The following is a 14,322-nucleotide window of genomic DNA, read 5'->3' on the forward strand; positions in this document are numbered from 1 at the left end:
AGATGAAAAAAATAACACTATATATACTACTTTTGGTTATGTCTTATGGCTATAGTCAAGAGTTAAACTTGCCAGTATTCACGCAATATTTAGCAGATAATGATTTTGTCATTTCACCAACCTATGCAGGTATTGGGGATAACTTAAAAATTAGAGCCAATGGATTAACACAATGGGTTGGAATAAAAAATGCGCCAGATAATCAATCCCTATATGCAGATTTTAGAATAGCCGATCGCTCTGGTGTTGGTATCTCTGCTTACAATGATAAGAATGGTAACACACGACAAAAAGGTGTAAAATTTTCATTTGCACATCATTTGACCTTAGATTATAAATCGAAACAGTTCCTGTCTTTTGGGTTATCTTATAATATTAATAGTTTTAGAATAGATATTGAAAATTTTAATACTACCTATGAAACACCCATCATTGACCCGAGCATAACTGATGATAGATCTATTTCTAATAATAATTTTGATTTTGGATTTTTATACCGTTGGAAGGCATTTTATCTGAGTATGAATGCTAATAACATAATGAAAAAGGATATTGATGTTGAAAGAGGTGCAGAACCAAACCAACTTTTAAATTATCAAATCTATACTGGTCTTGTTTTAAAGAGTAATAGCAACAAGGATGTAGAGTTTGAACCTTCCATATTTTTCCAAATGTTTGATAGTGACAATCGCTCTAGTACAGATGTAAATTTTAAATACCGGAAATTTAATAGAAAAGGAGATTATTATTTTTTAGGAGGATCATACCGTTTTCTTAATGATCAATTTTTTAAACCTCTAAATGTTGGACCAATAGCAGGTATTACGTTTGATAAGCTGTTCTTTGCGTATTCGTATCAGTTTACTATAAATGACTTAGCTGGCTTTAATTCAGGGACACATATGGTTACTATTGGGTTGGACTTTCTACAAGGAGCAAGTAATTGTGCTTGTACTAAAGGAACTAGTCAGAGTTATTATAGGTAGGCAATAATATTTAGTTTAGGCTAATTAATCAACCTCCAATTTATAGCCGACTCCATGGACATTAGTCAATTTTATAGAGGTATCTGACTTTAATTTCTTGCGTAGTTTAGAAATATAAGTATCTAGGCTTCGACCTACAAAAACACCATTGTCCTCCCAAACACGCTTAGTCAGTTCATCGCGTTTTATAATTTGATTTGGATTAGCTACAAAAAGAGCTAAGAGTTCACATTCTTTTTTAGATAATGCAATTTCTTGGGCCTCCTTAACAAGCTTATTCTGCTCAGGATAAAAGTAGAAACTGCCTAGTTTTTCACTAGCTCCATTTTTTAAATTTACTTTTTTGGATTTTGTTACCTTATTTTTCAAAAGAAATGCAATTGAGATAAGAATTAAAAGTATGATTGTTTTAATTATAGCATCCTTAACTGAAGTTGTTTCAGCTTTATTTATAAACTTTAATTCAATGATATAACAAGCTTCAGGTAAATATCTGCCACCACAGGGTACAATAGTACTTTCTTCTTCCGCACTCATTTGATAACTGTACGCCACTTCCCTATCGCTACATTGCAATACTTCTACCCTATAATACTCTGACAACCGAGATGCTTTAATACTTTCCTGTATAATAGAAACCAAATTACTTGGTTCAAAGGACAATGTATTATTAAAAGTGATTTGATATTTATTAGCTTCTAATTCTAGAACAGGCAATATTAAAGATGTGGAATCTTGGTTAGATAGTAAAAGTTTATTACCAACAGCTCTCAAAGCAATTTTAGTACGCTCAGAAAAGTCATCATCATATTCACTAGAACATGATGAAGCCATGACTATAAAAACAATAATTAATAATTGGTTAAGTATATAAAAAGTAATTCGATTCATAATTAATGTAAATAACATACAATTCTTTGACATTTTACAAGTGTTGACACTTCTTTTACATTTTTTTGACACTCTTTGATTTTGATCACTCTAGTTTTATCCAAACAAATATTAATCATAAAAAATTATTACAATGAAAAAACGAATAGTATTAATCGCATGCACAACCTTATCAATTGTATATTCTTATGCTCAAAATGAAATTAGTAAAACTCTAGAAATTGATACTAAGAAAAGTGAACTCAAATGGTCTGGGGAATATGCGTTTTATTTTGGTGGACATAATGGCACTATCAGTTTTGAAGAAGGTTATTTTATAAAAAATGACGATGTCATTTCTGGAGGCGAATTTATCATTGATATGACTTCTATAGTTTGTAATGACATAGATGATGAAGAAGCGAACGAAGGACTTATAGATCATTTAAAGAACGAGGATTTTTTTAATGTAGAAAAGTTTAAAACGGCTAAACTTGTTATTACTAGTGTTGAGTATCATGACAATACTCGTATAAAAGTTTACGCAAATCTTACCATAAAAAATATAACTTTACCTATTAATTTTCAAGCAGAAGTCGATTATGAAAAACAACAAATGACTACAAAATTTAAAATAGACAGACAACGTTGGGGAATTGACTACAACAGTAAATTAAGAGACGGAGCCATTGCAGATGGAATTGGGTTTGAAGTTACACTAAGTTTATAAATAATGATAAAGAAAACAGTAATGCTAACAATACTACTATTCTATACTATAGCAGCATTTCCACAAGATGAAAATCATTTAGAAATTTTAGAAGCAGATAGTACATGGGTAAAAGAAATTATAAAGTTCCCTCTCAGTTTCGCTCCAGAAATTAACTATGAAGGCTATGAAGATCTAAGATTTGCTAAGAATTGGAGAAAACCTGAAAGTCCTGAGTTTTGGACATATGTTATCGCTTGGAATATTAATTTACAATCACCACCAACCGTTGAGATGTTAGAAGCGAATCTAAAACTATATTACGACGGTTTAATGACTGCAGTAAATAAGGATAAAGACTTCATTATTCCTAAAACTATAATAAGTATTAATGGAATTAAAGATAAATCACTAAGCTATAGAGGTAACATGAAAGTTTATGATTCCTTTTTTACAAAAGAAGTTATTAATCTAAATATTGACATAGAAACTAACTATTGTGAAGAACAAAATAAATATGTTATGCTCTTTAGGGTCTCTTCATTAGGTTTTGAAAATAGCATTTGGAAAATTCTAAAAGAAGTAAGATTGATTCAAAACCATTGCGATAAGTAATATTATATAACACAATATTTATCAGTATATTACATTTTTATAAAATTTATAACTTGCATAGATAGTTTTTAGCAATATGGCACTAATTATATTAAGTCTTTATATGACCATATTTAATAATATTTTTATCAATTACTGTGTTAATCGCTGAAATATGCATTTCAACAAATATCTCCCTTTTTCTTATCCTTGAATGTGACGAAGTTCTAGTTTCTGGCTCTAACAGTTGTGCATTGATAATCTTTTAGTTAAGGGTTCAATGCGTCATAATTCAATTGATTTATAGAGTTTTAAAGACTTAAACATTGCTAAGTACATCAATTCAAAGGATTTATATTCAATTAGTCGATAATTAGATTCATTTGATACTGAAATGGTTAATTTTAGGTGCTCTAAATGAATAAACTTAAAATAATATCGCTTATAAAAATATGCGCCTTCACTGTATTTCTGGGAAGAGCCTATCAGTTATATTTTTTTGGTGCACCGTTTAGAGCTATACTTTGGGACGAAAGTCTATTGACACCAATAGTAGAAGGAATTTTCAACTATCCTTGGTATGAATATGCCACAAGTCCAAAAGTAAATGCATGGATTGAAGGATTTACAAAAGCTTGTAGTCTTATATTTTTTGCAGCAGCATTTATATGCTTATTCTGGGATAGAATAAAGCTAAAAAAGGTTAAATCATTTATTGTGGGTTTAGCTTTACTATTGCTTCTATTTATTGGGATATGCATGGTGAAAGACAAAAATTATGAATACTTATTGTTTTTTGAATTATTCATACAATTTGCCGCACCAATTATGTTATTATTTAATGTCAAGTTAGATATAACTAAAGATAAAAAAATTGTTAATGGTTTAAAATTGGCTATTGCATGCACATTTATTGCACATGGTCTTTTTGCTATGGGACTGATATATTTGCCAGGTCATTTTGTAGATATGACTATAATTATACTTGGTGTCACTGAACCGCAGGCAACTACGTTATTGTATGTTGTTGGTGTTTTAGATATTATAACTTCAGTTTTATTGTTTGTACCAAAATTATCTAAATATGCATTAATGTATATGATTTTTTGGGGTTTCACTACCGCTTTTGCAAGGTTAGTTGCGGGCTTTAGTTCTAACTTTATTTTCATGTCATTGCATAACAGTGTGTTTTTAGTTATTTATAGATTATCACATGGAATTTTACCATTCATAGTCCTTGTGATGGAGGAAAAATTTAAAATGAAAATTATTAAAATACCTACTAATGAAAACTAAGTTATTAATAGTATTTCTGTTTATCTTAAGTGTTTTTTATGTTAATGCTAACACTGATAAATATCGGTTAATTTTAGTTGATAATCCATCTACTACTATCACTGTAGCATGGAACCAGATATCTGGCACAAACCCTACTTTGTATTATGACACTGTTGATCATGGCACTAATACTGGTCTTTATTCGTTTTCAAAAACTGAAGATAGAGCTACATCATATAGAGGAATGGATAATCGCTTTGTTAGATTAACAGGACTCACACCAAATACTAACTACTATTTTGTTATTGGCGATAGCCAAGGGACAAGCCAAAGATTTTGGTTTAGAACGGCTCCAGATGATAATAGTCGATTATCATTCATTGCTGGTGGTGATTCCAGAAATAATAGAACTCCAAGACAAAATGCTAATTTATTAGTGAGTAAACTTAAGCCGCATGCAATTTTATTCGGTGGCGACATGACAGATTCAGATACTAGTAGTGAATGGCAAGATTGGTTTGATGATTGGCAGTTAACAACAGCAAGCGATGGAAGAATGTTTCCTATTGTACCAACAAGAGGAAACCATGAAGGTAGTTCAGTAGTATATGAGCTATTTGACACTCCAAATGCTAATTCATACTATGCAATTACATTTGGCAACGATCTTATAAGAACTTACACATTAAATTCTGAAATATCCGTATTAGGTTCTCAATTAACTTGGCTTCAAAATGACTTGGCATCTTCATCAAGTCTTACATGGAAAATGGCACAATACCATAAGCCAATGCGTCCACATACTGCATGGAAAACAGAAAATAATAGTCAATATAACGCTTGGGCACAACTATTTTATGATGAAGATGTTAGATTAGTTGTAGATTGTGACTCGCATATGGCCAAAACTACTTGGCCAGTAAAACCGTCTTCAGATTCTGACAATGACGAGGGCTTTGTTATAGATCAAACTAATGGTACAGTTTATACCGGAGAAGGATGTTGGGGAGCACCTTTAAGGCCAAATGATGATGATAAAAGTTGGACAAGAAACTCTGGCTCTTTCAATCAGTTTAAACTCATTTTTGTTGAGCCATCAAAAATTGAATTAAGAACGATAGATGTAAATAATGCGGTTTCAGTAGGTGAAGTCTCTAATACAGATCCATTTACTTTACCTTCTGGCTTAAATGTTTTTAATCCACCTACTGGTGATGTAGTAACTATTTCTAATACGAATGATACAATATGCCCAGAAGAAAATTCCCCTTGTGATGATGGTGATCCAACAACAGTTTTTAGTGTTGAAGATGGCTCTTGTAATTGTATTGGTTTCGATGAAGATTTAGTTGATGAATATGTTACACAGGTTAATACTGGTAGTGACGATGCAGAAGAAGCAGTTTCATCTGGCTCAGTAAATATATCGAGTACAGATTTAGAGCTCGTTTATGACTCTAATGATCAGATTATTGGTGTTAGATTTAACTCTGTTGAAATACCAGATAGTGCAGTTATTATTAGAGCACATATTCAGTTCACTTCAGACGAATATAATAGCTATATAGATCCAACTAATTTAGTTATTGATGGAGAATTATCCACGAATAGTTCAACTTTTACTACAGCTACTAATGATATCTCATCAAGAACAAAGACTTCAAGTGCAAACACCGTCTTATGGTCTGATATAAAAAGATGGGGAAGCAATGGTATTGAAGGTTATTTTGAGAGAACTCCTAATTTGGCCAATATAATAAATGAAATCAGAGCTCAATCTGGATGGGTTTATGGCAATTCAATGACTTTTATATTTTCTGGTTCTGGAAAACGTGTTGCAAAATCATATAATGGTTCTGGACCACCTAAATTAAAAATAATTTATTATCATAATCGACCTATCGTAAACGCCACTCTTGGTGCCCAAGGTGATTGTGATCCATTGACAGATACTTACACACAAGATGTAACATTAACTTATAATAATCCTCCTTCAACGGGAAGTTTAAATGTAAATGAGCAACTATTTGCCATAGGTTCTAGTCCTCAAACTGTAACTCTGACTGGGCTCGATTCTAATGGTTTTGATGTTGATTTAAATGCTTTTTTTACTGCTGATGCAACTAACATTTATAGTAATGATAATTTCTTTGAAGCTCCATCGAAATGTAGCTTAGGAAATATTCCTGACAATCTACCAGATGATAATACCAACTTAGCATTGCTTACAGAGGCTACACTAAGTGGTAGTGTTTCTAATGGTAGAGGAACGCCTGAACATATATTGTACGACCCATCAATTAGTAATTATCATCTCGTATCTCAATACAACGAATATGGTGTGAATTATAACGAAAATATTGGTACACCAGATGCAGATAATGGCTTTAAGTGGCAAGTGAATTGGTCTAATGTAAAATATATAAACTATATCACTTTTGGTGGTACTTACCCTAATCAACCTCAACCTAATGTATTGTGGAGAATCAGCTATAGGCTAGATGGTAATTGGATCATACTAGACGAAGGTCAAGGTGGATGGATAGATAGTGGAATATATGAATGGGGAGGATCAACTCAAAACCCAATCGAGGCAGATGCATTAAGAGTACAATTGTATAGCGATGGAAACGATATTATAAGCATTCATCTGAGAGGAAGAGGTGGAATATCTACCTCTGTCAATGATAGCTCGACAACACCAAAGGCAACCTTAATACAGTATTTATCACCAGGCAATAGTTGTGGAGCTACAATAACTTCTGACACAATATTGTATTGTGATAATTCATGGATTTATAGTGATGGGCCAAATGAATCTTCTGGTACTAAAAACACAATAATTGCTAATGGTACTTATATCATAGATACAGACCAGAAAGTTGAGATTAATGATTTAGAAATTTACAATGGTGCCACTATTATTGTAAAAGAAGGTGCTAGTGTAACTGTAAAAGGAGATTTAATTAATAATGGTGACTTAATACTGGAGTCTATCTCTACTAAATATTCAAGTTTAATAGTTGAGGGTACTAGCACAGGAAATGTATCTTATAAGCGCCATGTAAATGCCTTTAATGGTTCTACTGGTAATGATTTAGTTTCATCACCATTTACCGGAGAAACATTTGGTAACTTCTCTTCAGCTAATCCAAATATATTTGAGAACCCAACCAACACAAGTCAAAAATTATTTGGGCCTTTTAATGAATCTTCTGGGAGTTATCAGATTTATGATACTTCAATAAATGCAAGTACATTATTAGAAAAAGGTTTAGGGTATAGAGCCGCTAGAGATGCTACAGAAGACGGGACTTATGGAACAACACTAACTTTTAAAGGTAATGTAGAAACGGGAGCTTTCAGTTTACCAATATCAGAATCAGCATCTTCTTATAGTGGATGGAACTTAATAGGAAATCCTTACCCCTCTTATATTGATTTTGATACGTTCTTTAATCTTAATAAAACAGAGTTAGACGTTGCTGCATATCAGGCTATCTATGGATATGATGGTGACGCAAGTAATGGTTGGACTATACTTAATAATGTAACAACTAACCTACTCATAGCTCCTGGTCAAGGATTTTTCGTAAAAAGTAAAATTGGTGGTGGAACAATAACGTTTACTCCAGCGATGCGAAGCGATGGTGCATCAGATGATTTTATTCTCGGGAGAACTCAAACCACTCACTTTGGTTATCTAAAACTAGAAATAAGTGCTGGTGAATCTGCGTATAGTACTGACTTTTACTTTAATAGTAATGCGTCAGCTGGATTAGATCCAGGATATGATGCTGCTATTTTTGCCGATAATTTACCTGACTTTTCTATCTATTCATATCTCGTACAAGACAGTGATGGAACTGCATTTGCAATTCAGGCCTTAAGTGATGCAGATATGGAAAATGTTATAATCCCGCTAGGAATTAATGCTAGTCAAGGACAAGAGGTGACTATAAGTGTTTTTGAAACTGATATTCCTGAATCAATAAATGTATACCTAGAAGATACACTAAATAATACGTTTACTTTATTAAACACCACTGACTATATTTTTACAGCTGCCAGTGATATATCTGGAGGAGGACGCTTTTATATTTGGTATCAAAGTGTTGCACTAAGTACTCTTGAATCACTGAAAGAAAACCTTCTTATAACATTCAATAACACTAATAAAACTGTTGTTATTACAGGACAATTGGAAAGTGAGACGAATCTAAAATTATATGATATTAACGGAAGAGTTATGGTATCCAGATCTTTAGATTTATCAAGCAATATTCAATCTGTAGATGTTGCACATTTAAGTGCTGGAATTTATATAGTAGAACTCGTGTCTGATATATTTGAAAAACGGATACAAAAATTAGTTATTAGATAACTAATCTAAGGTTATAAAATAGATAAAACGCACTATCATAATAATAGTGCGTTTTTTATGAAATAGTTTTAAATCATCTTCAAACCTTAGCAATATCAACGGCAGTTGAGATTAAAGAAACGTGTATTATATAAATTGATTTGGCTGTCTTACTCTATGATATGATAATATAAAATTTTGATGTCTTAATCTGGAAAAGCAGAGCATCAATAAGATGAATTATGCCACAAATATCAACTAAATTCTTGTCACATAACCTATTACTTTTAATTCAAACACAAAAAATATCTGTTTTTTGCATTAAAATTAAAATCAGGGACTTAGAATTGGTTTTTTAATTATTTTCTTACAAATTTAAACGCTTAGAACGTTTAATATAGCGTTAAACGTTTTTAACTATTTTACTGCAAAATGATGTAATCAGATTGCGTTTTTATTAATACTTTTATATCAGCTATTAATCACTTTATTTAAAATCAATGAAAACCTTTTTTTCCAAAAAACCTATTGGAAGTTTATTACATTTCATCAAGTCCAAATCGTTAAAATTCAGAGTTTCATTAGTCGTTTTAACTTCTATATGCTTGTTAGGTGCCTTCCCATATTTTGCAGGGTCAGGTCTATCAGCGCCTAAGGCAATTTCACCATATGCTAATAATGTATTTCCGACCTCAGTAGATATTGAATTGGATGCGACCTATAGAGTCGCATTTCCAAATTTGACGTTTTTCTATCCTATTACTTTTAGAATAATTCCGAATCAAAATAAGGTCATATTGGCGCAGCTAAACGGTGTTATTAAGTGGTTCGATAATGATGAGACCACCACAACTCAAAATACTTTGCTCGATCTTTCTAGTGAAGTAGGTTTAGTTTCTGATGGCGGTTTTATGGGTTTAACTATTCACCCAGAGTTTGACGCTTCAATAAATCCAAAAAACTATGCTTACATATATTATGCAACAAAAAACGGGAGTGGACAGGATCTTCCAGGATTTGGACAATATACAAACCAAGGTTGTGATTATAGTGAAGATACAGTTTTACATGGACCAGAAGGTGAGCACCAAGGAAATTTTTTAATCTTAGAAAAATTTGAAATAGATCCTATTACAATGACTGTTGTACCAAACTCTAGAACAATTCTCTTAAAAAACAGAATGTATGGTACTACACATTTTGGTGGTGGATTAGAATTTGGAAATGATGGTTTCTTATATCTCACTACAGGTGATATGGCATCATGGAGAAGATCACAAGACATTACTGATAACTTAGAAGGCGGTGTATTACGATTAGATGTTGATAAGGACCCTACGAAAAGTCATGCTCCGCTTCGAAAAAAACCTAATGATGCTGGTTATGCTGATGAAATTACAGGTGTTGAATACTGGATACCTAATACTAATCCTTTTTCGGACAGTACACCAGGATCCACTACAAATTTATATGGTCAATTGAATCTATCAACTCCAAATCCTACGGATGTATATCAGACTGGAGATTTCTTTGAAGAATATTATAGTATTGGACTTAGAAACCCTTTTAGGATGACTAAAGATAGTCAGACAGGTATCTTTTACATTGGTGATGTTGGTTTAAATTCACAAGAAGAGATTGACGTTTTGGAATATGGTGCCAATTTTGGCTGGCCAGAATATGAAGGGCTAATTACTGGTCCTGGTTGTGATCCTAATGGAGACCTATTTAATGAAATGAATCACACGGAACCAATGACAGCTTTTGATCGGACAAATGCAAACTCAATTACTGGTGGATTTGTTTATAGAGGTTCTGGTATACCTGAACTATTTGGGAAATATATTTGTGCAGATTATGGAAGTGGTGGTGAAATTTTTTCAGTTGATCTTGATACAGGAGAGTACACACAAATCACAACATTATCAAATGTCATATCATTTGGTGAAGATGAGGATGGTGAATTATACCTTTTAAGGCTCGGCAATCCCACAAACATTTACAAACTAATTGATGACGATGTTAATGGTGGTGATGCGCCGCCTGTATTGCTCTCTCAAACAGGTGTTTTTTCAGATTTAACAAATTTAGTTGTTAATGATGGTTTTGTGCCTTATGAGTTATACGAATCTTTTTGGTCAGATGGTGCTTTAAAGAAAAGATGGATCGCTGTACCTAACACGGATGGAATTCATAGTGGTCCGAACGAGCAAATTAATTACTCAGAATATGACGATTGGGAGTTCCCACCTGGAACTGTAATTGTTAAGCATTTTGATTTACCAATAGATGATAACAATCCATCAATAACTAAGAAAATAGAAACACGCTTTTCTGTTGTGGACGAAAATGGTGAAATGTATTTTTTAACCTATAATTGGAATGAACAACAAACTGACGCAGTTCTTCAAACATCTAGTTTAGATGAGCCTGTAGATATTGCTACAACTACTGGAGGAACAAGAACACAGATATGGCATTTTCCTTCTAATTCGGAGTGTATAGATTGCCACAATGAGGCAAATAAAGGTGGTCTTGGATTAAAATCAAGATACTTAAATACCGACTATGATTATTCAACTCACGATCCAAATGGTCAAATAGCAAACCAATTAGTAACTTTAAGTCATCTAGGTATCCTTAATCAATCGATTACTGATACTGATACACCAAATTTAATATCTAATAAATCTTTACAAGATAGCAATGCAACTTTAGACGATAAAGCAAGGTCATATTTAGATTTAAATTGTGCATATTGCCATAGACATGATAATGATAATAGAGCGAATTTTGATTTACGTTATTTTAATAGTCTCGAGGCTACAGAACTTTTAACCGCAGGTATACTAAGTCCTTTGGGGATTGATCCTAATGAAAAAATTGTATATGCAGGTGATGCATCAAAATCAATATTACATTATCGAATGAACAGTGTTGATCCAAATGTTATGATGCCACCATTAGCAAAATCGATTATAGATCAACCTGCAGTTGATCTTATTGCAGCATGGATTAATCAATTGGATGCAAATAGTGTTAATACACCAAATGATCCAAATCCAATAATAAATTTAGCTCTACTTCATTCTGCTCAATTGAATGGATCTGTGGGTCAAGGATCTGGTAGAGGAACTCCACTAGATATTCTTTATGATCCATCTGTAGAAGATTACAAAGTAACCTCACAATTCTCTGAATACGGTGTGTCGTTCAATCATAATTTAGGCACTGTAGACGCGGAAAATGGTTTCTTTTGGCAAGTTGATTGGCCAAATCCAAAATTTGTAAACTATATTACTTTTGGAGGTGCTTATCCTAACCAGCCACAACCCAATACTATGTGGCGTGTAAGTTATTTGCGTGATGGAGTTTGGATTACTATAGAAGAAGGCCAAGGTGGTTGGATTAATAATAGTACTGGAAATAATTGGAGTGATATACCTATATATGAATGGGATGGAACAAACGAAGCACCAAAGGTGGCAGAAGCAATTAGATTACAATTGTTTAGCGATGGCACCAATGACTTAGTAAGTATTCATTTAAGAGGAAGAGGAGGAAATACCCAATTTAGCAACGGTGCTGATATTGGCACTGAGCCAAAAGCAAGTTTAATGCAGTTTCTTCCTTTTAATGACTATACAACGATAGATTCTATAGTTGCTGGATCTCAATCTAGTTGTAATCCAAATGATAATACTTATACTCAAGATTTAATTGTATCATATACCAATCCACCAGAAACTGGTGAGTTATTAGTAAATGGTCAAACATTCCCAATTACAAATAGTCCACAAACAATTACTTTGACGGGATTAGTATCAGATGGTCTTGATGTTGAAGTACAAGCTGAATTTACTGATGGTTATAAAAGTCTCTATAATAGTAACGGAACTGTTTTTATTGCACCACCAGAATGCATAAACTTAGTTGTCGGTATAGATGAAGACGTAATTATCAATTCAGATTATACTGTTCCTCCTAATGGTAGCATTGAAATACATGAAGGAGGTAGTTTGACAATAAATGGAAATTTAACAGTAAATGGCCAAGTAACATTAAATTCAATATCAGATAAATATTCTAGTTTAATTGTTAATGGTACTAGCATCGGAAATATTAGCTATAAAAGGCATGTGAACGCATTTAATGGCATTACTGGTAATGACCTTATATCTTCTCCTTTAACGGGTGATACTTTTGGAAATTTTGCAACCAGAAATCCTAATATATTCGAAAATCCAAGTAATACTTCGCAGAAGCTATTTGGTCCTTTTGATGAAGCTAATAGTGCATACACTATATATTCTACTGTAACTAATGCAAATACTACCTTGGTAGAAGGAACGGGATATAGAGCTGCTAGAGACAGTGCAGATGATGCCATAAACGGAACAACACTTACCTTTTATGGTGAAATTGAAACTAATATAGTGACAACTAATCTTACTACTTCAGGAACCACTTATAATGGCTGGAATTTAATTGGTAATCCCTACTCTTCATATCTAGATTTTGACGCATTTTTTGCGCAAAATAGCTCTCAATTAGATACAAATATATATCAGGCAATATACGGTTACGACGGTGATGCTTCAAATGGATGGAAGATATTAAATAATGTTACCACAGGTAGTCTAATTGCACCTGGGCAAGGTTTCTTTGTTAAGGCTAAACCAGGAGGTGGTACTGTTACATTTACACCAGCTATGCGAGTAAAAGGGGCTTCTGATGATTTTATATTAGGAAGAAATAGTACGTCGTCTCCAGATTATTTGAAATTAAAAATCAGCAATGAGAATCAAAACTTTACAACAGATTTCTATTTCACTGATGAAGCAACTTCTGGTTTAGATGTGGGTTATGATGCTGCCTTATTTCAAGGAAATGCTCCAGATTTTTCGCTTTACTCAACTTTAGTAGAATATAGTAATAATGAGATATTAGCGATTCAAGTTTTGCGAAGAAATACAATTAATGACATTACAATTCCATTAGGCATTCATGCCTTACAAGGGCAAGAAGTTTTAGTTAGTATTGCAGAAAGTGATATTCCAGAAGATGTTAATGTTTATTTAGAAGATACGTCTAATAATACATTTACGTTATTGAATACAAGTAATTATACATTCACAGCTAATAGTAACTTATCAGATACTGGTCGTTTTTATCTAAGATTTCAAAATACTACGCTTAGTACAAATGAATCAACTTTAGAGAATTTAAACATCTTCGCTAATAAAAATGAAAAATCTATAATTATAGTCGGACAATTACAGAGTGAAACAAGTATTAAGCTTTACGATATTCATGGACGTGTTATCCTAACAAAGCGTTTAGATATAGATAGTACAAGACAAGCTACTAGTGTTAGTCATCTTAGCGATGGAATTTATGTTGTTGAACTAGTAGGTGATACAGGTGAAAAACGTACTCAAAAATTAGTGATTCGTCAGTAATCATAATCGAATACAAAACTGTTTATTGTTTTGCTAAAACTCAAAAACCACAAGAGAATC

General features: G+C 32.7%; 7 protein-coding genes. 6 read left to right on the forward strand and 1 reads right to left on the reverse strand.

The features are described 5' to 3' along the window. Positions 1-2 precede the first annotated feature (2 nt). Positions 3-986, forward strand: coding sequence for a type IX secretion system membrane protein PorP/SprF (locus Q0822_RS09995; protein WP_299123073.1), 984 nt, complete (start codon positions 3-5; stop codon positions 984-986). A 24-nt stretch (positions 987-1,010) separates the two neighbouring features. Here Q0822_RS09995 and Q0822_RS10000 read toward each other — a convergent pair whose 3' ends face one another. Next, complete coding sequence (locus Q0822_RS10000; RefSeq protein ID WP_299123075.1) at positions 1,011-1,877, reverse strand: winged helix-turn-helix domain-containing protein; 867 nt, start codon at positions 1,875-1,877, stop codon at positions 1,011-1,013. A gap of 133 nt (positions 1,878-2,010) precedes the next feature. Between Q0822_RS10000 and Q0822_RS10005 the strand changes: the two genes are divergently transcribed. The 5 genes from Q0822_RS10005 to Q0822_RS10025 all read left to right on the forward strand — a co-directional run bounded on the left by Q0822_RS10005 (position 2,011) and on the right by Q0822_RS10025 (position 14,262). After that, positions 2,011-2,586 carry a YceI family protein gene (locus tag Q0822_RS10005; RefSeq protein ID WP_299123078.1) on the forward strand — a complete coding sequence of 192 codons (576 nt, stop codon included), beginning with the start codon at positions 2,011-2,013 and terminating at the stop codon, positions 2,584-2,586. A 3-nt stretch (positions 2,587-2,589) separates the two neighbouring features. Then, entirely contained in the window at positions 2,590-3,180 is a 591-nt protein-coding gene (locus Q0822_RS10010) for a hypothetical protein (RefSeq protein WP_299123080.1), read from the forward strand. Between the two features lie 396 nt (positions 3,181-3,576). Then, positions 3,577-4,455 (forward strand): hypothetical protein, encoded by an 879-nt coding sequence (locus Q0822_RS10015; RefSeq protein WP_299123082.1) that lies wholly within the window; start codon positions 3,577-3,579, stop codon positions 4,453-4,455. Next, complete coding sequence (locus tag Q0822_RS10020) at positions 4,445-8,821, forward strand: fibronectin type III domain-containing protein (RefSeq protein ID WP_299123084.1); 4,377 nt, start codon at positions 4,445-4,447, stop codon at positions 8,819-8,821. The genes Q0822_RS10015 and Q0822_RS10020 overlap by 11 nt, the downstream gene beginning before the upstream one ends. 479 nt (positions 8,822-9,300) lie before the next feature. Further along, positions 9,301-14,262 (forward strand): PQQ-dependent sugar dehydrogenase, encoded by a 4,962-nt coding sequence (locus tag Q0822_RS10025; protein ID WP_299123086.1) that lies wholly within the window; start codon positions 9,301-9,303, stop codon positions 14,260-14,262. Positions 14,263-14,322: the final 60 nt, after the last annotated feature.

Source organism: uncultured Winogradskyella sp. (assembly GCF_947496485.1).
GTDB lineage: Bacteria > Bacteroidota > Bacteroidia > Flavobacteriales > Flavobacteriaceae > Winogradskyella.

Excerpts from the sequence above, each read along its gene's own strand:
- Q0822_RS09995 (WP_299123073.1), top strand. The coding sequence starts at position 3 with ATGAAAAAAATAACACTATATATACTACTTTTGGTTATGTCTTATGGC.
- Q0822_RS10000 (WP_299123075.1), bottom strand. The coding sequence starts at position 1,877 with ATGAATCGAATTACTTTTTATATACTTAACCAATTATTAATTATTGTT.
- Q0822_RS10005 (WP_299123078.1), top strand. The coding sequence starts at position 2,011 with ATGAAAAAACGAATAGTATTAATCGCATGCACAACCTTATCAATTGTA.
- Q0822_RS10010 (WP_299123080.1), top strand. The coding sequence starts at position 2,590 with ATGATAAAGAAAACAGTAATGCTAACAATACTACTATTCTATACTATA.
- Q0822_RS10015 (WP_299123082.1), top strand. The coding sequence starts at position 3,577 with ATGAATAAACTTAAAATAATATCGCTTATAAAAATATGCGCCTTCACT.
- Q0822_RS10020 (WP_299123084.1), top strand. The coding sequence starts at position 4,445 with ATGAAAACTAAGTTATTAATAGTATTTCTGTTTATCTTAAGTGTTTTT.
- Q0822_RS10025 (WP_299123086.1), top strand. The coding sequence starts at position 9,301 with ATGAAAACCTTTTTTTCCAAAAAACCTATTGGAAGTTTATTACATTTC.